The following is a 21,064-nucleotide window of genomic DNA, read 5'->3' as shown; positions in this document are numbered from 1 at the left end:
GAATTTCGTGAGCTGACGCGCATCGTTGATGCGTGCTATTTCATACAGGAATACGGCATGAGTGCCACACTAAATGAGTTAACCAACAATCCGGCAGAGCGAATCAAATCGATGCTGTCCTCACTTCGCGGCAGCCCGAAGCTTTTGCTGGTGATTTGCGGCGCTGCGGCGCTTTCCGTCATCATCGCGTTAATGTTCTGGGCAAAGGAGCCGGATTACCGGGTGCTGTTCAGTAATATCAGTGATGAAGAAGGCGGCGCCATCGTGGCGCAGCTGTCGCAGCTCAATGTCCCTTACCGCATCGACACGCCAGGGGGCGTGATCATGGTGCCGGCTTCACAGGTGCATGAGGTGCGCATGAAGCTGGCCCAGCAGGGGCTGCCGAAGGGCGGCGGCGTGGGTTTTGAACTGCTCGATCAGGAGAAGTTTGGCGTCAGCCAGTTCACCGAGCAGGTGAACTATCAGCGTGCCCTGGAAGGCGAGCTGGCGCGTACCATTGAAAATCTCGGGCCGATCCAGAGCGCGCGCGTGCATCTGGCCACGCCAAAACCGTCGATGTTTGTCCGCGAACAGAAAAAACCGACCGCATCCGTCACCGTTAACCTGTTGCAGGGCCGTACGCTTGACGACAGCCAGGTAGTGGCGATCACCCATCTTATTTCCAGCGCAGTGACTGGCCTGGCAGCCGGGAGCGTGACCATTGTCGATCAGCGCGGCAACCTGCTGACCCAGAGCGGCCTGCGTGGTTTGCAGACGGCGCACCTGAAATACACCAGTGAAATTGAAACCGACTATCAGCAGCGCATTCAGCGCATTCTGGCCCCGCTGGTGGGGGATGAAAACATCCGCGCCCAGGTGACCGCGCAGATCGATTTCACCGAGCAGGAACAAACTCAGGAGCAGTATCAGCCGAACAGCGACCCTGAAAAAATGGCCATCCGCAGCCGTCAGGCCAGCCTCTCTGAGCAGGGGAATAGCCGTGGCGCGAGTGGCGTGCCGGGGGCGTTGAGCAATACGCCACCGGCACCGGCCACCGCACCACTGACCCAGCCCCTCAATACCCCGGCGGATGACAAAAAAGAGAAAACCACCGGTAACAGCGCGAACCGTGAGCCTGCACAGCCGTACAACAACCGCAGTGACGAGACCACCAACTTTGAGGTCGATCGCACTCTGATCCATACCAAATCGAATGCCGGACGCATTCAACGTTTATCCGTGGCGGTGGTGATTAATCATCTGCCGCAGGGGGAAGAGGGCAAGCCGGGACCGATTAGCGAGGCCGAACTGACCCGCATTAACGCGCTGGTGAAAGAGGCGATTGGCTATAACGCGGCGCGCGGTGACAGCGTCAATATCCTCAACTCCGCCTTTAACGGCGTGGTGGAAGAGCCGGTGCCGCCGTTCTGGGAACAGGATCGTTTCTACGCGCTGTTGATGGCTATCGCCCGCTATCTGGTCATCGCCATTATCGCCTGGGTCATGTGGCGCAAGCTGGTACAGCCTGCCTGGATCCGTCACCAGGAGACCACCCTGCGCCGTCTGGAGATGGAAAAAGAGGCGCGGGAAGAAGAGATTGCCGCGAAAAAACGTGCAGCGGAGAAAAACAACCGCGACCGTGCCCAGCAGCGTGTGGATACGGAACTCAATGGTCAACAGCTGCGTGAGCTGGCAGAGCAGGAGCCGCGCGTTATTGCCCTGGTGATCCGCCAGTGGATGAGTAAGGAGCCGAAATAATGAATGCCTCAGAAAAAAGCGCCATCGTCATGCTGACGCTGGGAGATGTCCTGGCTGCGGAGGTGTTCAAACACCTCAACGCCCACGAGGTGAAGCAGATCAGTGCCTCAATGGTCAACATGGCGGGCTTTACTCACGACCAGATGGCCATGGTGCTGGAGGAGTTTAAAAAAGACTCCAGCGAATATGCGGCGCTCAGCCTCAACACCAACGATTATCTGCGCAGCGTGCTGGTCAAGGCGCTGGGCGAAGAGCGTGCTTCTTCACTGCTGGAAGATCTGCTGGATACCCATCAGGGCACCAATGGTATCGAAACGCTCAACTTTATGGATCCGCAGGCGGTGTTCGACCTTATCCGCGAAGAGCACCCGCAGATCATCGCCACCATTCTGGTCCACCTTAAACGTAACCAGGCGGCAGACGTGCTGGGTAAATTCGACGAGCGCGAACGTAACGACATCATGCTGCGTATCGCCACCTTCGGCGGCGTACAGCCGGCCGCGCTGCAGGAGTTGACGGAAGTCCTCAACAACCTGCTGCACGGTCAGAACCTCAAGCGCAGCAAGATGGGCGGTGTCCGTCCGGCGGCGGAGATCCTTAACCTGATGAAATCTCACCAGGAAGAGGCTGCCATTGAGGCGGTACGTGAGTTCGACGGCGAGCTGGCGCAAAAAATTATCGACGAGATGTTCCTGTTCGAAAACCTGGTGGAGGTGGAAGACCGCAGCATCCAGCGCCTGCTGCAGGAGATCGAGAGCGAAACGCTGATCATCGCACTGAAAGGGGCCGACGAGCCGCTGCGCATGAAGTTCTTCCGCAATATGTCGCGCCGCCAGGCCGAGCTGATGACCGACGATCTGGCCTCCCGTGGCCCGGTGCGTCTGTCCCAGGTGGAAGCCGAACAGAAGACCATCCTCAACGTGGTGCGTCGTCTGGCCGAGGCTGGCGAGATCCTGATTGGAGGCAGCGACGATGCCTACGTTTGATGAACATAACGCCACCGGGTGGCGCGCCTGGCAGCCTGAAAACCTGCTGGGAGAGCCGCAGGATACCCCGCTGCCGACGATGGATAACACCCAGTCTGAGGCGCAGCTGAAAGCCGAACTGGCGCGTCTGCGCAAGCAGGCGGAGCAGCAGGGGTATGCCCAGGGGCAGCAGCAGGGCCAGGAAGAGGGCCGCAAACAGGGCTATGAGGCCGGGCTGAAAGAGGGCCGCGACGTTGGGTTTGCTCAGGGCGTGGAGCAGGCACGCGTGGAGCAGCAGGCGCTGCTGCGCGAGGCGGAAACCTGGGTCAGCAACTTTAAGCTGGCGCTGGAAAACCTCGAAGGGCTGATCCCGGCGCGTCTGGTGCAGCTGTCGCTGACGGCGGTGCAGCAACTCTACGGTACGTCTCGTGTGGCGGATAACCATGCTCTGGTCACGCAGATCCGCAGCCTGATGCAGCAGGACGCGCTGCTGCACGGCACCATTCAACTCTATGTCAGCCCGGAGGCGTTTGCTTCGGTGCATGAGGCGCTGGGTGAAACGCTTGCCGCGATGGGCTGGGAGCTGCACCGCGACGCCAGCCTGGCCGCCGGGGGATGCCGGGTGGTCTCACCGGATGTGGAAGTGGACGCCAGTATAGAAACCCGCTGGCAGGCGCTGTGTCAGCTGGCGCGCGAGGAGCTCTCGCAATGAGCCAGCAGCTAAAAAAGTGGCTCTGCGCCCTTGACCGGGTGGAGGAAAAACTCACCCAGGTGCCCGATTTTCGCCAGTACGGCAAACTGACGCGCGCCACCGGGCTGGTAATGGAGGCCGTTGGGCTCAAGCTGCCTATTGGTGCGCTGTGCATCGTTGAGCGTCAGACGGAGCAGGGCATTATCCCGGTTGAGAGCGAAGTGGTGGGCTTTAACGGCCAGACGCTGTTTCTGATGCCGCTGGAGCATGTCGACGGCATTCTGCCCGGGGCGCGCATTTATGCCCTGCAAAGCGACAGCCACGCCGGTAAACAACTGCCCGTGGGGCCGCATCTGCTGGGCCGCGTGCTGGATGCGCAGGGTCGACCGCTGGATGGCCGCCCCGCGCCGGGGAAACCGGCGGCGGGGCTGTTTACCCCAACGCTCAATCCCCTGCACCGCGATCCGATCAAAAACGTGCTTGACGTTGGCGTGCGCGCCATCAATGGTCTGCTGACGGTGGGCCGTGGTCAGCGTATGGGCCTGTTCGCCGGTTCCGGCGTCGGCAAAAGCGTGCTGCTCGGTATGATGGCCCGCTTTACCACTGCGGACGTCATCGTGGTGGGGCTGATTGGCGAGCGTGGCCGCGAGGTAAAAGATTTTATCGAGAATATCCTTGGCGAGCAGGGGCTGGCGCGTGCGGTAGTGGTTGCCGCCCCGGCTGACGTTTCGCCGATTTTGCGTATGCAGGGCGCCGTTTACGCCACGCGCATTGCGGAAGATTTCCGCGAGCGCGGCCTTAACGTGCTGCTGATCATGGACTCCCTGACCCGCTACGCCATGGCGCAGCGTGAAGTGGCTCTGGCGATTGGTGAACCGCCCGCGACCAAAGGCTATCCGCCGTCGGTCTTTGCCCGTCTGCCCGCGCTGGTCGAACGGACCGGTAACGGCGTGAAAGGGGGCGGCTCAATCACCGCGTTTTATACGGTGCTGACGGAGGGGGATGACCAGCAGGATCCGATTGCCGACTCCGCGCGCGCAATCCTCGACGGCCACATCGTGCTGTCGCGTCGTCTTGCCGAGGCGGGGCACTATCCGGCGATTGATATTGAAGCCTCGATCAGCCGTGCCATGACCGAGCTTATCCCCCATGCCCAGTACCGCAAGGTGCAACGCTTTAAACAGTTGCTATCCGCGTATCAGCGCAACCGCGACCTGGTGAGCGTGGGGGCGTACGTCAAAGGGAGCGATGCGATGCTGGATCAAGCTATCGACAAATATCCCTCGCTGGAGGCGTTCCTCCACCAGGCGATCCACGAGCGCAGCGGCTATGACGACGCCATTCGCGCCCTGTCCGGGCTTTTCCCGGATATTAAAGACTAAGCCGGAGGCGCGATGAAAGCACATAACCCCATGGTTCTGCTGCGCGACAAGGCGCAGGAGACGCTAACGCAGACCACACGCGCGCTGGGCGGTGCGCAGCAGCAGCTCCAGCAGGCGATGACTCAGCACGAACAGCTTCAGCACTATGAGCAGGAGTACCAGCAGTCCCTGCGTCAGGGGATGATGGGCGGCGGTATGTCGGTGGCGGATCTGGTGAATCACCAGTCGTTTATTTTGTCGCTGAAGCAGGTGGTAAAGCAGCAGGCAGGCCACGTGAACGCCTGCGAAAAGGCGGTAGACGAGGTGAAAAAGAACTGGGTACAAAACAAGCAGCGCCTGAACGCGTTTGAAACGCTGATTGAACGCCGGGCGACGGCGCAGGCGTTAGTTCAGAGCCGACATGAACAAAAGCTGATGGATGAATTTGCTCAGCGTGCCGGACAAAAGAGAGAAAGGCTATGAACATTGATATGGCGACCCTGTTACTGGGTGGGGGAGCGCAGGGCAAACCGAAGGGCGGTTTACTGGCTGACGACGGCTTCAGCCTGGCGCTGGATGACAAGCTGGCTGAACTGGTGCAGCTTTTCCCGGGACTCGACCCGCAGGCGCTGGCAGCCATGCCGGAAGCCGCGCTGGCGGGGTTACCCGCAGATTTACTACCGCAACAGCTTGCCGACGACGCGCCGGTAACGGATGCCGACGGTATGCTGCTCGCCGCGCCGCCGGGGCTGGCAGAGGCCCTGAACGGGGTTTCGCTCACTGAGGGTGAGAGAGAAGAGAGTCCGCAGTGGCAGCTGCAACAGCTGGTGACCCGCAGCGTCACGGGGACAGAAACGGTCAACCCTGCGAAGGGGGTAGCAAATGGGAAGGCTCCTGAGCCTGAGGGCAAAACCGTTTCTCCGCTCATGACCGCTGCCGATAAAACCCCTGCGGCCAATGCCACGCCGCTGACGGCCCAGCCTGCACCGGTCACCAGTGAGATGGTGGTCACGCCAGAGATGCCTGCGGCCACATCGGCGAACGCCGTGGCGCTGCCTGCCGCCGTACGCACCAGCGTCGCGCACGCCCCGCAGCAGGTGGTCACCGTTAACCATCCGCCAGAAACGCCGGAGTGGAAGCAGTCGGTCAGCCAGCATATCGCCATCTTTAGCCGTAACGGGCTGCACAGCGCGGAGATCCGCCTGCACCCGGAAGAACTGGGGTCGCTGCAAATTTCCCTGCGCGTACAGCAGGATCAGGCGCAGATCCATATCGTCAGCGAGCATGCCCACATTCGTCACGCCATGGAGCAGGCCATGCCGCAGCTGCGTGCCGCGATGGCGGAGTCGGGTATTCAGCTTGGCCAGGCCAACGTGAGCGCGGAAGGACAGCAGTTTGCCGCCGGTGAGCAGGGCCAAAACGCATCGGGTGACGAGCACGGTGCCCAGGAAGGGGAAGAGCAGTCGGTTGAAGAGGAGATCGTGCCGACTTTATTAACCACCACCCCCGGAAATATATACGGAATAAATACCTTTGCCTGAAGTGTTGAATTAGCTTCAGGAATGAAATTTTATCACCTGATTATCAGGGTGATGATATGGACTACAATGTCCGCCATATTGACCCGAGGGCAATACGCTGCCCTCTCTTATTTTCAGGTGTACGTTCAATGAGTAATAAAAATAAAAAGGTCGCCAGCGGCGGAGGCTCTCGCTCGCTTCTGATGACGTTCATGTTTTTGACTGCCGTTGCTGCGTGCGGTGTTTCCGGCTACCTGTTCTGGGAAATGAAATTTGCGAAACCGGCAGCAGAGGTTGCACAAGGGGAAGTGGAAACAGCACCGGCACCCGCACAGGTAGAGCCGCTGTACGCCTCAATGAATACCTTTACCGTGAGCCTGAAGCCCACGGCGAACGAATCGGATCGGGTATTGTACCTGGGCTTGTCCATTCGCGTGGCAGAACAAAAATCGCTGGCGGTGCTGGAAAAATATTTGCCGGAATATCGCAGCCGCTTATTTATGTTGTTAACCCATCAGACTTATGAAGATTTAGCCACCGATGAGGGTAAACGCCGTCTGATGACCAATATTAAGAGTGAGCTGGATAAACCGCTGGCTTTTGACCAGTCCATTCGCGTCACCGACGTCCTTATTAATGAATTTATTCTGCGGTAATTATTATGGCTGACAGCTTTTTATCTCAGGATGAGATCGACCGTTTGCTAAACGCCGATGCGGAAAGCAACAGTGAACATCATAAAAACGGCCCCGATGCAGGGATTAAACCTTACGATCCGCACACCCAGCGCCGGGTTATTCGCGAGCGTCTGCATTCGCTGGAAATTATTAACGAGCGTTTTGCCCGTCAGTTCCGTATGGGGTTGTTTAACCTGCTGCGCCGTAGCCCGGATATTACGGCGGGGAACATTAAGATCCAGCCGTATCACGAGTTTGCCCGCAACCTGCCGGTGCCGACAAACCTGAACCTGCTGCACCTTAACCCGCTGCGCGGCACCTCGCTGATGGCGTTCTCGCCGGGGCTGGTGTTTATGGCCGTGGATAACCTGTTTGGCGGCGACGGTCGTTTCCCGACCAAGGCCGACGGGCGCGAGTTTACGCCAACCGAGCAGCGCGTGATCCACCGCATGCTGTCGATGGCGCGCGAGGCCTACGAATTTGCCTGGAGCTCTATCTATAAAATCAAAACGGAGTATATCCGTTCCGAAATCCAGGTGAAGTTCACCAATATCACCTCATCGCCGAATGACGTGGTGGTCACTACGCCGTTTTCGGTGGAGATCGGCTCGCATCGCGGGGAGTTCAATATCTGTATTCCCTTCAGCACCATCGAGCCGCTGCGCGAGCTGCTGAGTAACCCGCCGATGGACAACTCCCGGCACGAGGACTCCCACTGGCGCGGCCTGCTGGCCAGCCAGATGCGGGAAACGGAGCTGGAGCTTACGGCGCGTTTCGCGGATATCGGCACCCGGCTCTCCCGCGTGATGCAGATGAAAAAAGGCGACATTATCGCGCTGGATAAGCAGGAGTTTATCGAAGCCAGCGTCGGCGGTGTGCCGGTCTTCACGGCCCGCTACGGCGCCGTGAACAATCAATATGCCCTGAAGGTCGAGCAGATGATTCAGCCTTCATTACTTTCATTAAACAAGGAGTAATTTCCCCATGAGCGATATGAACACCTCATCGGGTACTGACGATCAGTCCATCGATAATCTTTGGGGTGAGGCCATGACCGAACAGCACGCGGCGGGAATTACCGACACCATGGCTGCACCGCAATTCTCTGACGAGATGAACCTGATCCTGGATATCCCGGTAAAAATGACCGTGGAGCTGGGACGCACCAAAATGACCATTAAAGAGCTGCTGCGTTTAAGCCAGGGCTCGGTGGTCTCGCTGGATGGTCTGGCGGGTGAACCGCTGGATATTCTGATCAACGGTTACCTGATTGCGCAGGGTGAAGTGGTGGTGGTCTCCGATAAATTTGGCATCCGCATTACGGACATTATTACCCCGTCCGAGCGCATGCACCGTCTGAGCCGCTAATGAACGCCACTGATTCCCTTCCGGCCACTGGCTCGATGCTGATGACGGTTACCGGCGCGCTGGCGTTGATTATCCTGCTGATGGTGGTGATGGCCTGGGCTGCCCGCCGTAGCGGACTGGCGCGTCGGCTTAACGACGCCCAGGGCAACATGACCCTGGTGGCGACCCAGTCGCTGGGGCCGCGTGAGCGCCTGGTGCTGGTTGACGTGGGTGAACAGCGTCTGGTGCTGGGCGTCACCGCCTCGCAGATTACCTGCCTCGCCACGCAGGCGCGCCCGGAAAACGCCCCACAGGCCTCCGCGCCCGCGACGTTCCCGCTGATGCTGGAAAAGCTGCGTCAGAAATACCGTCCAGGAGGTGAGCAGTGAAACCTCGTCTGCTGCTGGCGCTCGGCCTGATGTTACCCGCCGCCGGTGCGCTGGCGGCCAACGGTGACATCACCCTCGGCCAGCCTTCCGGGGAAGGGGGCTGGACGCTGCCGGTACAAACCCTGCTGCTGCTGAGCGGCTTTACCTTTATCCCCGCCATACTGCTGATGATGACCGGGTTTACCCGCATCATCATTGTGCTGGGGTTAATGCGTAACGCGCTGGGCACGCCTACCGCGCCGCCAAACCAGGTGCTGGTGGGGCTGTCGCTGTTTTTGACCTTTTTCGTTATGTCGCCGGTGTTCAGCCAGATCTACGAAAAAGCCTGGCAACCGCTGCAGGAAAACAAAATCACCATGGAGGTGGCCCTGACGGAAGGGGTGAAACCGCTGCGCGCGTTTATGCTCGACCAGACCCGTGAAAGCGATCTGGCGATGTTTGCCCGTATCGCCAAAACCCCCGATATCGCCTCGCCGGAAGAGGTGCCGCTCAGCATTCTGGTGCCGGCATTTATCACCAGCGAGCTGAAAACCGCCTTCCAGATTGGCTTCACCATCTTTATTCCGTTTCTGATTATCGATCTGGTGGTCGCCAGTATCCTGATGGCGCTGGGGATGATGATGGTTCCGCCGACCACCATTGCCCTGCCGTTCAAGCTGATGCTGTTTGTGCTGGTCGACGGCTGGCAGCTGCTGGTGGGATCGCTGGCGCAGAGCTTTAACAGTTAGGAGAGACCCATGACCCCGGAAAGCGTAATGGTGATTGGCATGCAGGCGATCAAGGTGGGACTGATGGTATCAGCCCCGCTGCTGGTGGCCGCGCTGGTCACCGGTCTTATCATCAGTATTTTGCAGGCCGCCACCCAGGTCAACGAAATGACCATGACCTTCATCCCGAAAATCCTGATGATTGTCGGCGTCGCGGTGGCGCTTGGCCCGTGGATGATGAAAATCTTTATTGAATACACCCGCGCGGTGTTCGCCAGCATCCCGTTCGTGATCGGCTGATGGCCTTCGGACTTCCTCTCGACCAGCTCTACGGGCTGGTCAGCCACTGTTTTTTCATTATGGTGCGCATTGCCGCGCTGCTGCACGTTGCCCCGGTGTTTGGTGAGAAGGCGGTCAGTGCCCGGCTGCGTGCCGGTCTGGCGCTGTTGATCGCCATTTTGATTGGCGGCACGCTGCCCGATGCGCAGGTGGGCCTTTACGCCTGGGAAGGGGTCTGGGTGCTGGCAAAACAGGTGATTATCGGTGCGGCGATGGGGCTGACGCTGCAATTGCTGTTTGCCGCCGTGCGCATGGCCGGGGAGATCATCGGTATGCAGATGGGGCTGTCGTTCGCCACCTTCTTTGACCCGGGTGCCGGGAACAGCCCGGTGATCTCACGCTTTCTCAACCTGCTGGTGACGCTGCTGTTTCTCGCTTTTAACGGTCATCTCTGGTTGCTGGCGCTGCTGGCGGAAACCTTCCAGACGCTGCCGATAGACGCCACGCCGCTGCACGCGGGCGGGTTTATGTACCTGGTCACCCATGCGGGGATGATCTTCAGCCAGGGGCTGATGCTGGGGCTGCCCGTCATTGCGCTGCTGCTGTGCATCAACTTTATCCTCGGACTGTTAAACCGCCTGACGCCGCAGCTCTCTATCTTTGTGATTGGCTTCCCGCTGACGCTCACCTTCGGCATGCTGGCGCTGTTTCTGATTGCCGAAACGCTGGCCCCATTCTTTGAGTGCCTGATGGCTACCGGGTTTGATATCCTTGCCGGGCTGATTCAGGCGCTGGTATAACCCTTAGTTCATGCAGGCGATGCGGGCGACGGTTTCTGTACCGGAGGCGAGCACTTTGTCATCCAGCAGGTAGGCGGTGCTGGTGGCGACTTCACCCGGTTTAATCTGCGGGAAAATATAATCCGTCACGTCTTGATCCGGGGCCTGGCCGCCAAGTTTGCGGTGTTGGCTGGTGACAGTCAGATGGATCCGTTTGCCCGACAGTTCAACATCGTAACGCACTTCACGGTTCACCGCTTTGGGCAGTCCGTCGCGCTTGCCGTCCCTGAAGTGGCTGATAGTGCCGATATAGGTGGTATGCCCGCTAAACAGACCGTCGCGGTAGGAGCGGTAGATACCGCGTGCCAGCGTCGCGTTGTTGTCGTCCTCAATCACGTAGTAGGAGGTGGGGGCGATACACTGCGATGCGTACGGCGAGGTCTGAAATCCGTACAGCGCCATACCGCCCAGCCCGACGACCATCCCGCCCAGAAACAGCAGCGCGAGCGGGGATTTAATAAAGGCGAAAATAGAACGATTCGCAGTCATTCCCTGAATCCTTAAAGGGTTGTTGGCAGGCAATAAGCCCCTGGAACTGGCTCATTTTTTCAGAGCCGGTGGTGACGTACAGCACGGCGGCCGGTTTTTCGTTGGGGCGGCGGTCCAGCACATGACGGGTATAGGTTTGCAGCGTGGATTCAATCAGCGCTTGCTGCGACTGTTTATCCTCCTGAACCATCACCATTGAGCCCGGCGGCACGCCAGGGCCATTCCAGCGCACAAAGTGAACCGGCTGCGGGCTAAAGTCGACAACGCCGCGCAGGAGGAGCGCAATCACCAGCCCGACGAGCACGCCGCTAAGCGTGACGCAGAGCTTTTGTTTAAACGTGTTGCCCCCACGGGCAGGCGCGTGGGTGACCACCGGCTGTGCTTCAGCTGTGTCTGCCTGTACCGGTTCATCCTGCAGGGGCAGGGGTTCCGCTTGTGGCAGTTCGCTGTTTGCCTCCCGCACCAGCAGGCGGTAGCCGCTGCGCGTCACGGCGATGAGCGTGATCGCTTCCTGCAGGTTCAGTTGAGTAAACGCGCGGCGCAGTTTGGTGATCATCACCCGCACGCTGTTATCCGTGACTTCTACCCCGGCGCTACGCCAGCCGATCTCCATCAGCTGTTCCTGGGAAAGTACCTCACCCTGCGCCTCTGCAAGTGCTGCGAGACACAGGCACGCGCTTTGAGGAAGGGTAACGGTCTGTTGCGTATCCGTACGGGTAAGCATGCGGGTCTGCAAATCCAGCGTGACGGACGTTCCAATCGCGATATGGTTTAGCATAGTTATTTGATTCTTCTGGTGTATTGGGTATCGCTTCTGGTTACTGTAATTAATAGTAATGAATGCCCCTTATTGCTAGCCGAAGGCCAGAGCGACATGCTTTTTATGTCTTACGTCATATTTTTGCAACCACTACGTAATAACAGCCTTAATGCTTTTAAGGTTATTAAATAGGGGGGTATTAACCTCATTAAAAGTAATGCTTTAGGTGGTTTTACTTTAATTTTATTAAAACCAGATACTTGCGACATTGATGGCGCAAATGGGCCATCTGTCGCACTGATAATGAGACGCTGTTATTATTTCGAATTAACAATTTTTAATCTGTATATAATTATTAATTGTGTCGGAAAGGGAACGGGAGCGGTTGCTAATGAGGTCTGCGAATTTATACTGCGCAAAGACAGATTATTGAATTTATTACACAGTATGAATTTTCTTTACAAGGATGGATGATGTTCTCTCTGAAAAGTTTTATGCAAACGTCCGAGCTGCCAGCGATGTTTCCCGTATTTATTTGCCGTCTGGTGGTGGGGGTATTTTTCTTTACCGCCGGGTTTAATAAATTATTTGTGACGGAAAACCAGCTGCTGATGGTCGATACGATGCACGATGCGGGGATCCCGTTTCCGGCCGTGATGGCGATTGTTGTTGCTTTCCTGGAATGCAGTATGGGCCTGCTGTTGACGCTGGGGCTATTCAGCCGTTTTAGCGCGCTGGTACTGATAATTATTAGTACCGTAGCGCTGGCCACCATTGGCATCTATACCATTCCACGCGGGCTTAATCTGATTGCATGGCTGAGCTGGCTCTTTTATCTGCCTGAAACGCTGTATATCGTGCTCTGCCTGTTCCCGTTGACCTGGGGCGGCACGTTTTGCAGTCTCGACGGCTGGCTGGTGAAACGCTGGGATAACGTGCGCAAAATTGTTTTTGTGGAGGGGTAACACAAGTGTGCGGTTATCAACGGTTTGAAGAGCATATTTACTGACGCCTGCATAATAAAATAGCCCTGTAGAGGTAGCGTTGTGCTGCCATTAAAAGAACAGGGCTGTTGTCATGGTTTTTATCGTTATTTTAGTCGTTATTTTTATTACCCTGGTGATTCTGGTGCAGGCTGGGGTTATGCCCTGGTTTATTCGTACCGAGGGACAGCGTCTGCGCACGCAGGTTGATGCCCTGGCCACCCAGTTACGTGAGCAACTCGACAGGGTTGAAGCGCAGCAGCGTTCAATGACCGAAAGTGGGTCACCCTGAAAAGCTTTGCGCTGGACAAAGGAGCCCCTGGCGAGACCGATCTTACGGAAGAGACGGGTACCAGCCGTCAATTCTTCAATTCACTGGTCAAAGAGATCGGCGAGCGTCTTGGCGGTCGCGCCTGGATGGTGGATGACACCGGGCGCATCATCGGTGATGCCGCCGGCGCGCCGACGGTGCAATCTCTTAACGATGCCAGCCTGCCGATGGCGGTTCCGCTGCGTGGGCTGCTGGCCCAGCCGGGCGAAGGGTTACGGCATACCCGTTTTCGCAGCGCCAGCGGCGAACATACGCTGGTGGTGACGCCCATTGCTGAGACACCGTGGCTGCTGGCCACTGATGTTCCCACCCGTAGGCTGGGCGAACGCCCGGGCATACTCCTGCATAAACCGTGGCCGCTGGCGGCCTTGCTGCTGGTCTCCACGTTAACTCTTCTGCGCAGCCTGAACCTGCACCTTTCCCGCCTTAACGAAGAACTCCCGTCGCAGGTGAAAACCGAGCAGTGTGCGCACTTGCCGCCGCTGATGCAGGAGATTGGCGAACAGGTGAGGGTAATTGCGCAGGCAGCCAGCACGATTGCTGAGGAGAACGAGCGTCTGCTGCGGGTACCTGAAGCGAACGGTAATCTCCTCGCCATGCTGAGTGAAAGCACCTCGGGCGTGGTTCAGGCGATGAACGCCCTGCATGACGCCGCGCTGCAGATTGCCGACAGTAGCGGCACGCTGGTGCAACTGGCCAGCCGTGCTTACAGCTATTCGCTGCATAACGAAGAGGGTATTTTTGCCGTCGAGTCGCGCAATCTGGCCAGCCGCTGTGCGCGTTCCTCGAAAGAACTCCGGGCGCTGATTGACGACGCGATGATGCAGGCGCAAAGCGGGGCACCGTCGGTGACGCAGAATAATAGCGTGCTGATTGAAGAGGTTTATACGGTGGCGAATGCCCTGCTTCAGCGCACAGGCAGCTAGCCGGGTGGCGCTGCGCTTACCCAGCCTACTTTCGGAGATTTTGTAGGCCGGGTAAGGCGTAGCCGACACCCGGCACAAATCTGGAAGCCGCCTCGCAATCCCATAAGTAACTCTCTGTAATACGCGATTTATCCTGTTATTAGTTTCTATCCCAACTAAAGTGCCCGCGTTGCGGCAATACCCGCAGCCGGGCGTGAGAACCTGAAAATACAAGGTGGTACCGAAGCGACCTGCTGGTTTGCTCTTTGTTATTCATTTCTCATCTCTCCGGAGGCTTTCATATGACGATTCTGTCCGCACTTTCTTCTTTCTCTCGCAACGATTTCTCCAGCAACTCATTGCCCATGACGCCACGCCGTTGTGCATGCCGGACAGCTGGCAGGACACGTTTACGCCGGTTCACTATGCGCAGGCGCTGCCACAGGCAATATTGGGAAACATCCTGCCGCAGGAGGTGAATATAGCGTTGATGGGATGACTGCACGATATGGTGTACCTGCTGGCGGATTATGTGAAGGAGCCTTATCTCCCGTCTTAAACCCTTGCCGGGTGGCGGTGGCGGCTGACCCGACCTACGTTTGCCTTGATCCTTGTAGGCCCGTGCAAGCGCAGCGCCGCCGGGCAATGCGCACAGAGCACAAAAACAAAAAAGCCCTCCACCAGGGAGGGCAAACCGCGCGTGAGTCACGCGCGTAATAATAGTGAGGTGGTAACGCAGATTAACGCAGCAGGGACAGCACGTTCTGCGGAACCTGGTTGGCCTGGGCCAGTACGGAAACACCTGCCTGCTGGAGGATGTTCGCGCGGCTCATGGCGGACACTTCTACGGAGAAGTCAGCGTCCTGAATACGGGAGCGCGCTTCGGTGGTGTTGATGATATTGGTGTTCAGGTTCGCAATGATGGAACTGAAGCGGTTCTGAACGGCACCCAGGTCGGCGCGGAAGTCCGCGACGGTGGTCAGGGCTTCATCCAGCTTGGCCAGCAGGCCATCGGCTACAGCCTGGCCTGCCTCTTTCTGAATGAATTCAGCGTCTGCCGGACGAGCTTCTTTAATTGACGCTGCAGTAACGGAACCATCGTTTTCCAGAGTGAATGTTTTAACGTCGCCGGCTTTGTTGATTGCATAGTAAGTATTTGCTGCACCGCCATCAACGGAGAAAATCTTCATCCCGGAGGTGGCTGCGTCCTCATTATTAAACAGGGCTTTTGAAAGATCATCCAGCTTGTTTTCGTCAAGGTTAATATCTGTGCCGGCTTTATCCTTGAAGGTATCTGCGGCTGTCATCTGCTTTGCATTTGACAATGTAGATGGGCCGTTTACCAGCATATCAGAATCTGCAGCATCCAGCGCAGTCAGCGCTGCTTCTGGCGCGGTAGCCAATTTCTGACGGTCTGTTGCGCCAGCTGCCCAGGTAACAGCAGTGAGATCGAGTTTGTATACTTGTCCTGTGTCTTTATCATGTACGAATGCTTCGCCATCAAGAGTGAGAATTTCAGCATTCGCAGTAGTCTCACCGGTGATACCATTGATTGTAGCGTTCAGTTTGGTAATATCGTCCGCGTGAACCTGCCATTCATCTCCGCCGCCTGGAGGAGTGATTCCAGTGTCAGCGTTTACGGCTACCGGAGTAGCCGCTTCTTTATACTGGCTACCTGCAGTGCCTGCACCATTCAGCGTAATCCCGATATCCGCGAAATCATCCATAAATTTATCCAGACCCAAGGTTTCCATATCCAGCTTGCTCAGCTTGATATCGATGGTGTCTTCGTCTTTATCTCCGATCTGAATGGTAATTTTCTCTTTCGAGCCGTCAAACACTTTCACACCGTTGAAGTTGGTGGTTTCCGCTACGCGGCCAATCTCTTCCAGGCGGGTGGTGATCTCTTTCTTGATAGAGTCCAGGTCGCTGGCGGAGTTGGTGCCGTTTTTCGCCTGTACGGTCAGCTCGCGAATACGCTGCATGTTTTCCGTCACTTCTTCCAGCGCGCCTTCGGTGGTCTGCGCCAGGGAAATACCGTCGTTGGCGTTACGCGCCGCCTGGGTCATACCGCGGATAGAAGAGGTGAAGCGGTTAGAAATTGCCAGACCTGCCGCATCGTCTTTGGCGCTGTTAATACGCATACCTGAAGAGAGGCGCTGAATTGCGGTACCCAGCTGAGTCTGGGATTTGTTCAGGTTATTCTGAGCCATCAGGCTCAGCGCGTTGGTATTAATGACCTGTGCCATTGTTATATCCTTCTAAGTAATAACGAAATATGAGATATGCGTTAATTGCTTCGCATACTGAATTCATCGGGGGAAATTAAAATGACTGAATTATTTTTTCGATTTTTTTGTCATTACCGGAAATGGCGACAGAGTTGACATTAATTATCGGGATGGTCAAAAGCAATTAACCAATAAACGCGCATCTCTGTTATCCGCACGCCTGCGCGTTGTTCACGCATATATGAAAAATTAAACTTCCTTCTTTATTTCCCGATAGAAAAGTAACAGGACATCCCTTTACAACAGGAGACTTTATTATGGTAACAACCAATTTTTTAGGCATGGGCTCGGGCCTGCCGTTTGAAGAACTGCTGGCAAAGGAGCGTGAGGCCAGTTCAGTCAAGCTGAACCCCTATCTGCAAAAACAGAAAACCTATAACGGACAAATCTCCGCATGGGGCTCTATTTCCAGCGCGCTGAGCACCCTGAAGGATAATCTTGGCAAGCTGGAAGATGAGGGCTTTAACGGCGTCAGCGTCAGCGATAACAAAACCTTTAAGGCCACGGCGGGTAAAGGGGCAATCCCCAACAGCTACTCCATGGCCGTGGAGCAGCTGGCGAAAGCGCATCAGCTTGGGGTGACGCGAGATTCACGAGATAAGGATATTGGTAAGAGCGCCGCGACGGTCACCATCGAGATGAAAGGCAGTGACAAACCGCTGGTGGTGGAACTCAAGCCAGACGAAACGTCCCTCGATGATATTGCTAAAAAAATCAATGCGCAGAAGGGCGACGTTGCGGCTGAAGTGGTCACCGTTAAAGAGGGGGAGCACAAACTCGTCCTGACCTCAAAAAAAACCGGTACAGACGGTGAGATGACGATAAAGGTCACGGGGGATACCGAAGTCGAAAAGGCGCTTGAGGGGGCTAATGACGTCACTAAACCTCAAAATGCCATTGTCTGGCTCAACGGCGATATGGTTGAGCGCAGCTCGAATACCATAAAAGATTTGATTACCGGCGTAACCCTTGAACTGCGCGAAGTGTCGGAGAAAGACCCTGATGCCGAACCATTAGATCCACACCCCTTCAAAACCGAATCCCTCACCATCACCGAAGACACCTCGAAGGTGAAATCACTGATTGAGGAGTTCGTGAAGAACTACAACAGTTACCTCAGCACCGTCGCCAGTGCCACCAAATACACGGCGCCCGATCGCGACAAGCTCGCGGAGGGCGAAATCCCGCTGCCTGACGCCGACAACGGCGCGCTGTTCAGCGACGGCTCCCTGCGTCGTCTCACCAGCCAGCTGAAGGCCACCGTAGGCGGTGAGTACCGTGATGCCGGGGATGTGATCACCTCCCTTGGCCGTCTCGGGATCACCGTCACCTTCGATGGCAAAACCGGTGAGGATCGCACCGGGACGCTCGGCACCCTGACCATCGACAGCAAAAAGCTCGATGCCGCCCTGAAGGATAACCCGAAGGAGGTCGAGGCGCTGTTCCTTGGCAAAGGGGGAAGCGAGGGGATCAAAGATCGCATGGAGGGCATCTTTAACACCTATCTGGGCGATAAGGACGCGATTCAGAAAAAAGACGGCGTTATTGAAACCACGCTGGAGTCCCTTCGCGATCAGGAAAAGCGCGTTGGTAAACAGATCACGGCGGTGCAGAGACGTATCGATGAAGCCATGCTGCGCAGCGAAAAAGAGTATCAACGCCTCGATAAAGCCATGAGCGATATGAACAGCATGAGCACCCGGTTGCAGCAGTCGCTGGCGGGGTTAATTTAATTATTAGCAATCCGGGCAGGCCGCTGCCCGGCAGGATTTGACGATGTACACCAAAACGGGCAACAGTGCCTACACCGCTGTCTCACTCGACAGCCAGATCACCGGCGCCACGCCGCACCAGCTGATCGTTCTGCTCTACGACGGGGCGATCAACGCCATGAAGCGCGCGGAAATCTACTTCCAGTCGGGCAATATCGCCCGTCGCGGTGAGATGATTTCCCGCGCCATCAATATTATCGATAACGGCCTGCGCGCCGGGCTGGATCACGAGAAGGGCGGGAAAATCGCCGAAGAGCTGGAGAGTTTGTACGACTATATCTCCCGCACGCTACTGGAGGCGAATCTCAACAAATCCGGCGAAAAGCTGCCGCACCTTATCGCCCTGATGACAGGCATGGCTGAAACCTGGCAGGCCATTGCGCCACAGCAAAAGCAGGTGAAACATGGATAAGGACATCATCGCGCTGATTGAAGAACTGCTTATCAGCAATGCTAAGCTGCGCCAGCAGGCTGAGGCTGGCGAATGGGATCTGTTTCTTGACGAGTCTGTGACGTACACCATGGGGATGAGAACGCTGTGTGATATCGATTTAACCCAGCTGGCACAGCACAACAAAGCGTCCGTCAGCTCTCAACTGGCGACGCTGCTGGAGCACGACGCCCTGTTAACGCAGGCTATTCAGGGCCGTCTGACCACCATCAGCACCGAACTCTCCGCCATGCATAAATCCCGCACGATGAATAAAGCCTACACGGCTGTTTAGTTCCCTCCCTGATTGCCGGGTGGCGCTGCGCTTACCCGGCCTACTCAACGATGAAACCCGCAGGCCCGTGCAAAAAAAAGCCCACCTGAGGCGGGCAAAAGAGGACAACGCAGACAGGAACGATCAGATACTGATGTTGTACTTGCGGCCAGAAGGCAGCTGGCTGGATTCTCCTGCCGGGCCATAGAGCGCGTTTGCATGGCCCACATGGTCGATAGCCTTGCGGATATGCTGATTTTTCTTCATATGACTTTGCAGCAGCGATTCCACTTTTTGATTCAGCGCCTTGGTGCTGCGCACCTTCTCATGCACCTGCTGCCAGCTGGCAAACAACTTACCGAGCCCCGGGTAGGGGGCTTCCGTGCCACAGCTCTGCTCCTGCTGGCGGCGCATATCGTCGTAATACTGAAGCGTGGTCAGCAGCTGGTTTTTGTTATCCGCCAGCACCTGCAGCGACACCGGGTTGATCTGCGTGCGGTTGAGCTGATTCACCTCTTCAATCATGATCGCCTCCAGTTCATCCAGAGACGTTTTCATCTGCGCGAGTATCGGGTAAAGCTTGTCCATAAGGGGCCTGTAAACGGTTAAAACTGAAACATGTCCTGCACCATGGCCTGAGCAATTTTCTCAGGCTCAATGCGCAGGGTACCTGCTGCCAGCGCGTCGCGCAGTTCGGCGACACGCGCGTAATCCACGTCGCGGCTGTCGTCGGTCTGGATCTTTTTGGTCAATTCACTCAGGGTGACGTTGGTTTTGTCGCTCTTTTCCGGGTGTTTTGCCGCAGCGTCATGTTCCTGAGACTGCGTACGGGCGCGCAGTTCCTGCGTTGGGGCGATTTTTGCAATCGGCGCGGTGGTCTGGCTGCTGTTAATGCTCATGGGTGTCCTCGCAAATCAATTTATCTACTCAATACTGCTTTCATCGGTGATTCACAGAAAACCTAAAATTTATTGTTGGGAAATAATCATCACCTGACCGTCAGCCCCCACTTTTCCGCTTACGGTGCGCCCGCTCACCGTTTTCACCTTCAGTACGTCATCCACCGCCGCGTTGTTCAACGCCTTGCCCTGGCTGCGAATACGAAAGCCTGCGCCGGTGGTGACCAGGTCCACCGTCTGCCCGGCCCGCAGTCGCCACTGCTGGCGCAGCTGGTTTTCTAACAGCGGTTTACCGGCATCGACGGCGCGGGTCAGACGCTGGCCGATTATCTCGTCGGCGTTAAAGATTAAACCGCCAGGCTGGTGGTCGAGACTGCCGGTGACCGGTTCGATATCGCTGCGCTGGACAATCGCCCCACCGGGCAGGCTCTGGCTTGCCACCCACCAGGTACCTTCGGCGCTAATGCGTACCGGCAGGAAATGGCGGCGCGGGCCACACTGCGCGAGCACGGTGCGTTTGCCGGTGAGACGGCTGTCGCGTCCCACCAGGCTCAGCGTGGGGTTCTCGCACACGGCGGCCAGCTGTGCCGGGGTGGCGAGCAGGGTCGCGGTACGCACGATCTCGCTGCCGTTCTCGGGCTGTTTGATCAGGGCGTCCAGTTTGAGCATCAGACGTTGCTTCGCCGTCTGGTCGGATGGCACGCTGGCTGCTGCAGAGGCAGAACAGAGCAAGACGGCCATCGCCGTGCTGAATAATCGGAGCGTCATCTTATTGCCTTAATATATAAAACGTGGCGAAATTATATACGCAGGAACCTGTGTTTTATTCCCTTAAATAATGACACTTTTGACGCTATTTAAATTCTTCGATGTTTTAACGTTTCTCTCATTATTTCTATTTCTCTAAATAGGCTTATTTCTGTCGGGTCTTCGCGGTGTGATATTTCACCCGTGCTGACTACACTATCGCAGTTTAAATAACGCGAGACAGGAGTCCTGTTGTCATGAATAAACTTGATGACGCCTTTCGCTTTCAACAGCAGGCGTTAGGTTTGCTGTCGCGCCGCCAGGATATATTGGCTTCAAATATTGCGAATGCTGATACGCCGGGCTACAAGGCGCGAGATATTGATTTTACTCAGCAGCTAAAAACCGCCATGGAAAATAACGCCATGGCGAAATCACCCGTGTCATTGTCATTAACGTCAAATAAGCATATTGAAGGTAAAGCGAGGCCGTTTGACGACAGTCAGTTGCTGTATCGCGTACCGGATCAACCGAGTGCCGATGGCAATACCGTGGATATGGATCGAGAGCGCGTCAATTTTGCGGATAACGCCGTGAAATATCAGTCGGGACTGACGTTCCTTGGCGCGGATATTAAAAAAATGATGACTGTGCTCAGTCAGGGGTAATCA

26 protein-coding genes are annotated in these 21,064 nt (G+C 56.5%); 20 read left to right on the top strand and 6 right to left on the bottom strand.

Going from position 1 to position 21,064, the window contains the following annotated elements; genetic code table 11:
- Nucleotides 1–57 precede the first annotated feature (57 nt).
- From fliF to fliR, 13 genes are all read left to right on the top strand, one after another.
- Complete coding sequence (gene fliF, locus EQV24_RS05485) at nucleotides 58–1,737, top strand: flagellar basal-body MS-ring/collar protein FliF (protein ID WP_130626291.1); 1,680 nt, start codon at nucleotides 58–60, stop codon at nucleotides 1,735–1,737.
- Nucleotides 1,737–2,723, top strand: coding sequence for a flagellar motor switch protein FliG (gene fliG, locus EQV24_RS05480; RefSeq protein ID WP_013097807.1), 987 nt, complete (start codon nucleotides 1,737–1,739; stop codon nucleotides 2,721–2,723). Before fliF ends, fliG begins: the two co-directional genes overlap by 1 nt.
- On the top strand, nucleotides 2,710–3,414 hold the full coding sequence (locus tag EQV24_RS05475) for a flagellar assembly protein FliH (RefSeq protein WP_130626290.1): 705 nt from the start codon (nucleotides 2,710–2,712) through the stop codon (nucleotides 3,412–3,414). Before fliG ends, EQV24_RS05475 begins: the two co-directional genes overlap by 14 nt.
- On the top strand, nucleotides 3,411–4,775 hold the full coding sequence (gene fliI, locus EQV24_RS05470; RefSeq protein WP_013097805.1) for a flagellar protein export ATPase FliI: 1,365 nt from the start codon (nucleotides 3,411–3,413) through the stop codon (nucleotides 4,773–4,775). The genes EQV24_RS05475 and fliI overlap by 4 nt, the downstream gene beginning before the upstream one ends.
- Before the next feature lie 30 nt (nucleotides 4,776–4,805).
- Nucleotides 4,806–5,237 (top strand): flagellar export protein FliJ, encoded by a 432-nt coding sequence (gene fliJ / locus EQV24_RS05465; RefSeq protein WP_029882513.1) that lies wholly within the window; start codon nucleotides 4,806–4,808, stop codon nucleotides 5,235–5,237.
- Complete coding sequence (locus tag EQV24_RS05460) at nucleotides 5,234–6,295, top strand: flagellar hook-length control protein FliK (protein ID WP_130626289.1); 1,062 nt, start codon at nucleotides 5,234–5,236, stop codon at nucleotides 6,293–6,295. The genes fliJ and EQV24_RS05460 overlap by 4 nt, the downstream gene beginning before the upstream one ends.
- A 128-nt stretch (nucleotides 6,296–6,423) precedes the next feature.
- A complete protein-coding gene (locus EQV24_RS05455) occupies nucleotides 6,424–6,930 on the top strand; it encodes a flagellar basal body-associated FliL family protein (RefSeq protein ID WP_130626288.1) in 507 nt (168 codons plus the stop codon).
- Between the two features lie 5 nt (nucleotides 6,931–6,935).
- On the top strand, nucleotides 6,936–7,928 hold the full coding sequence (gene fliM / locus EQV24_RS05450) for a flagellar motor switch protein FliM (RefSeq protein WP_029882516.1): 993 nt from the start codon (nucleotides 6,936–6,938) through the stop codon (nucleotides 7,926–7,928).
- A 7-nt stretch (nucleotides 7,929–7,935) separates the two neighbouring features.
- Nucleotides 7,936–8,319 carry a flagellar motor switch protein FliN gene (gene fliN / locus EQV24_RS05445; protein ID WP_013097800.1) on the top strand — a complete coding sequence of 128 codons (384 nt, stop codon included), beginning with the start codon at nucleotides 7,936–7,938 and terminating at the stop codon, nucleotides 8,317–8,319.
- Complete coding sequence (fliO, locus tag EQV24_RS05440; protein WP_013097799.1) at nucleotides 8,319–8,687, top strand: flagellar biosynthetic protein FliO; 369 nt, start codon at nucleotides 8,319–8,321, stop codon at nucleotides 8,685–8,687. The genes fliN and fliO overlap by 1 nt, the downstream gene beginning before the upstream one ends.
- Before the next feature lie 29 nt (nucleotides 8,688–8,716).
- Nucleotides 8,717–9,415 carry a flagellar type III secretion system pore protein FliP gene (gene fliP, locus EQV24_RS05435; protein ID WP_130626417.1) on the top strand — a complete coding sequence of 233 codons (699 nt, stop codon included), beginning with the start codon at nucleotides 8,717–8,719 and terminating at the stop codon, nucleotides 9,413–9,415.
- 9 nt (nucleotides 9,416–9,424) lie between these two features.
- The gene (fliQ, locus tag EQV24_RS05430) at nucleotides 9,425–9,694 is read left to right on the top strand and encodes a flagellar biosynthesis protein FliQ (protein ID WP_013097797.1); all 270 of its coding nucleotides are present in this window, start codon (nucleotides 9,425–9,427) and stop codon (nucleotides 9,692–9,694) included.
- A complete protein-coding gene (gene fliR / locus EQV24_RS05425) occupies nucleotides 9,694–10,473 on the top strand; it encodes a flagellar biosynthetic protein FliR (RefSeq protein ID WP_130626287.1) in 780 nt (259 codons plus the stop codon). Before fliQ ends, fliR begins: the two co-directional genes overlap by 1 nt.
- A gap of 3 nt (nucleotides 10,474–10,476) precedes the next feature.
- Here fliR and EQV24_RS05420 read toward each other — a convergent pair whose 3' ends face one another.
- Together EQV24_RS05420 and EQV24_RS05415 are read right to left on the bottom strand one after the other, a co-directional pair.
- Complete coding sequence (locus EQV24_RS05420; RefSeq protein ID WP_013097794.1) at nucleotides 10,477–11,001, bottom strand: hypothetical protein; 525 nt, start codon at nucleotides 10,999–11,001, stop codon at nucleotides 10,477–10,479.
- Nucleotides 10,967–11,779, bottom strand: coding sequence for a winged helix-turn-helix domain-containing protein (locus tag EQV24_RS05415; protein ID WP_038420036.1), 813 nt, complete (start codon nucleotides 11,777–11,779; stop codon nucleotides 10,967–10,969). Before EQV24_RS05415 ends, EQV24_RS05420 begins: the two co-directional genes overlap by 35 nt.
- Before the next feature lie 476 nt (nucleotides 11,780–12,255).
- Here EQV24_RS05415 and EQV24_RS05410 point away from each other — a divergent pair, with 476 nt between their 5' ends.
- The 3 genes from EQV24_RS05410 to EQV24_RS05405 all read left to right on the top strand — a co-directional run bounded on the left by EQV24_RS05410 (nucleotide 12,256) and on the right by EQV24_RS05405 (nucleotide 14,001).
- Entirely contained in the window at nucleotides 12,256–12,726 is a 471-nt protein-coding gene (locus EQV24_RS05410) for a DoxX family protein (protein ID WP_223232791.1), read from the top strand.
- A 112-nt stretch (nucleotides 12,727–12,838) separates the two neighbouring features.
- Nucleotides 12,839–13,036, top strand: a complete 198-nt coding sequence (locus EQV24_RS23795) for a hypothetical protein (RefSeq protein ID WP_243649007.1) — start codon at nucleotides 12,839–12,841, stop codon at nucleotides 13,034–13,036.
- Nucleotides 13,037–13,161: 125 nt separating this feature from the next.
- Nucleotides 13,162–14,001, top strand: a complete 840-nt coding sequence (locus EQV24_RS05405) for a methyl-accepting chemotaxis protein (RefSeq protein ID WP_243649005.1) — start codon at nucleotides 13,162–13,164, stop codon at nucleotides 13,999–14,001.
- 719 nt (nucleotides 14,002–14,720) lie between these two features.
- On the opposite strand, the gene EQV24_RS05400 is transcribed toward EQV24_RS05405, so the two are convergent.
- The gene (locus EQV24_RS05400) at nucleotides 14,721–16,229 is read right to left on the bottom strand and encodes a flagellin (RefSeq protein WP_063412772.1); all 1,509 of its coding nucleotides are present in this window, start codon (nucleotides 16,227–16,229) and stop codon (nucleotides 14,721–14,723) included.
- Nucleotides 16,230–16,528: 299 nt separating this feature from the next.
- On the opposite strand from EQV24_RS05400, the gene fliD reads away from it, so the two are divergent.
- Genes fliD through fliT form a run of 3 tightly spaced genes read left to right on the top strand, consistent with a single transcriptional unit; the run spans nucleotide 16,529 to nucleotide 18,768 of the window.
- A complete protein-coding gene (gene fliD, locus EQV24_RS05395) occupies nucleotides 16,529–18,004 on the top strand; it encodes a flagellar filament capping protein FliD (RefSeq protein ID WP_130626286.1) in 1,476 nt (491 codons plus the stop codon).
- Between the two features lie 43 nt (nucleotides 18,005–18,047).
- Nucleotides 18,048–18,455: a flagellar export chaperone FliS gene (gene fliS, locus EQV24_RS05390; protein ID WP_013097788.1), complete on the top strand. Its 408-nt coding sequence runs from the start codon at nucleotides 18,048–18,050 to the stop codon at nucleotides 18,453–18,455.
- Nucleotides 18,448–18,768, top strand: coding sequence for a flagellar protein FliT (gene fliT, locus EQV24_RS05385; RefSeq protein ID WP_048971624.1), 321 nt, complete (start codon nucleotides 18,448–18,450; stop codon nucleotides 18,766–18,768). Before fliS ends, fliT begins: the two co-directional genes overlap by 8 nt.
- Before the next feature lie 123 nt (nucleotides 18,769–18,891).
- Here the strand turns inward: fliT and flgN are convergent, their stop codons facing one another.
- The 3 genes from flgN to flgA all read right to left on the bottom strand — a co-directional run bounded on the left by flgN (nucleotide 18,892) and on the right by flgA (nucleotide 20,414).
- On the bottom strand, nucleotides 18,892–19,335 hold the full coding sequence (gene flgN, locus EQV24_RS05380) for a flagellar export chaperone FlgN (protein ID WP_013097786.1): 444 nt from the start codon (nucleotides 19,333–19,335) through the stop codon (nucleotides 18,892–18,894).
- A gap of 17 nt (nucleotides 19,336–19,352) precedes the next feature.
- Entirely contained in the window at nucleotides 19,353–19,646 is a 294-nt protein-coding gene (gene flgM, locus EQV24_RS05375; RefSeq protein WP_038420026.1) for a flagellar biosynthesis anti-sigma factor FlgM, read from the bottom strand.
- Between the two features lie 69 nt (nucleotides 19,647–19,715).
- Nucleotides 19,716–20,414, bottom strand: coding sequence for a flagellar basal body P-ring formation chaperone FlgA (gene flgA, locus EQV24_RS05370; RefSeq protein ID WP_130626285.1), 699 nt, complete (start codon nucleotides 20,412–20,414; stop codon nucleotides 19,716–19,718).
- Nucleotides 20,415–20,650: 236 nt separating this feature from the next.
- Between flgA and flgB the strand changes: the two genes are divergently transcribed.
- Complete coding sequence (gene flgB, locus EQV24_RS05365; RefSeq protein WP_045903235.1) at nucleotides 20,651–21,061, top strand: flagellar basal body rod protein FlgB; 411 nt, start codon at nucleotides 20,651–20,653, stop codon at nucleotides 21,059–21,061.
- The last annotated feature ends 3 nt before the right edge of the window (nucleotides 21,062–21,064 follow it).

The sequence above is a fragment of the Enterobacter sp. A8 genome (genome assembly GCF_004296595.1).
GTDB classification, from domain to species: domain Bacteria; phylum Pseudomonadota; class Gammaproteobacteria; order Enterobacterales; family Enterobacteriaceae; genus Enterobacter; species Enterobacter cloacae.
This window is presented reverse-complemented; position numbering and strand designations above follow the sequence as displayed.

Excerpts from the sequence above, each read along its gene's own strand:
- fliM (WP_029882516.1), top strand. The coding sequence starts at position 6,936 with ATGGCTGACAGCTTTTTATCTCAGGATGAGATCGACCGTTTGCTAAAC.
- fliT (WP_048971624.1), top strand. The coding sequence starts at position 18,448 with ATGGATAAGGACATCATCGCGCTGATTGAAGAACTGCTTATCAGCAAT.
- flgM (WP_038420026.1), bottom strand. The coding sequence starts at position 19,646 with ATGAGCATTAACAGCAGCCAGACCACCGCGCCGATTGCAAAAATCGCC.
- fliR (WP_130626287.1), top strand. The coding sequence starts at position 9,694 with ATGGCCTTCGGACTTCCTCTCGACCAGCTCTACGGGCTGGTCAGCCAC.
- fliF (WP_130626291.1), top strand. The coding sequence starts at position 58 with ATGAGTGCCACACTAAATGAGTTAACCAACAATCCGGCAGAGCGAATC.
- flgN (WP_013097786.1), bottom strand. The coding sequence starts at position 19,335 with ATGGACAAGCTTTACCCGATACTCGCGCAGATGAAAACGTCTCTGGAT.
- flgA (WP_130626285.1), bottom strand. The coding sequence starts at position 20,414 with ATGACGCTCCGATTATTCAGCACGGCGATGGCCGTCTTGCTCTGTTCT.
- EQV24_RS05400 (WP_063412772.1), bottom strand. The coding sequence starts at position 16,229 with ATGGCACAGGTCATTAATACCAACGCGCTGAGCCTGATGGCTCAGAAT.
- fliD (WP_130626286.1), top strand. The coding sequence starts at position 16,529 with ATGGTAACAACCAATTTTTTAGGCATGGGCTCGGGCCTGCCGTTTGAA.
- flgB (WP_045903235.1), top strand. The coding sequence starts at position 20,651 with ATGAATAAACTTGATGACGCCTTTCGCTTTCAACAGCAGGCGTTAGGT.
- fliQ (WP_013097797.1), top strand. The coding sequence starts at position 9,425 with ATGACCCCGGAAAGCGTAATGGTGATTGGCATGCAGGCGATCAAGGTG.
- fliG (WP_013097807.1), top strand. The coding sequence starts at position 1,737 with ATGAATGCCTCAGAAAAAAGCGCCATCGTCATGCTGACGCTGGGAGAT.
- fliS (WP_013097788.1), top strand. The coding sequence starts at position 18,048 with ATGTACACCAAAACGGGCAACAGTGCCTACACCGCTGTCTCACTCGAC.
- EQV24_RS05410 (WP_223232791.1), top strand. The coding sequence starts at position 12,256 with ATGCAAACGTCCGAGCTGCCAGCGATGTTTCCCGTATTTATTTGCCGT.
- fliP (WP_130626417.1), top strand. The coding sequence starts at position 8,717 with ATGTTACCCGCCGCCGGTGCGCTGGCGGCCAACGGTGACATCACCCTC.
- EQV24_RS05455 (WP_130626288.1), top strand. The coding sequence starts at position 6,424 with ATGAGTAATAAAAATAAAAAGGTCGCCAGCGGCGGAGGCTCTCGCTCG.
- EQV24_RS23795 (WP_243649007.1), top strand. The coding sequence starts at position 12,839 with ATGGTTTTTATCGTTATTTTAGTCGTTATTTTTATTACCCTGGTGATT.
- fliN (WP_013097800.1), top strand. The coding sequence starts at position 7,936 with ATGAGCGATATGAACACCTCATCGGGTACTGACGATCAGTCCATCGAT.
- fliI (WP_013097805.1), top strand. The coding sequence starts at position 3,411 with ATGAGCCAGCAGCTAAAAAAGTGGCTCTGCGCCCTTGACCGGGTGGAG.
- EQV24_RS05460 (WP_130626289.1), top strand. The coding sequence starts at position 5,234 with ATGAACATTGATATGGCGACCCTGTTACTGGGTGGGGGAGCGCAGGGC.
- EQV24_RS05405 (WP_243649005.1), top strand. The coding sequence starts at position 13,162 with ATGGTGGATGACACCGGGCGCATCATCGGTGATGCCGCCGGCGCGCCG.
- EQV24_RS05415 (WP_038420036.1), bottom strand. The coding sequence starts at position 11,779 with ATGCTAAACCATATCGCGATTGGAACGTCCGTCACGCTGGATTTGCAG.
- EQV24_RS05420 (WP_013097794.1), bottom strand. The coding sequence starts at position 11,001 with ATGACTGCGAATCGTTCTATTTTCGCCTTTATTAAATCCCCGCTCGCG.
- fliO (WP_013097799.1), top strand. The coding sequence starts at position 8,319 with ATGAACGCCACTGATTCCCTTCCGGCCACTGGCTCGATGCTGATGACG.
- fliJ (WP_029882513.1), top strand. The coding sequence starts at position 4,806 with ATGGTTCTGCTGCGCGACAAGGCGCAGGAGACGCTAACGCAGACCACA.
- EQV24_RS05475 (WP_130626290.1), top strand. The coding sequence starts at position 2,710 with ATGCCTACGTTTGATGAACATAACGCCACCGGGTGGCGCGCCTGGCAG.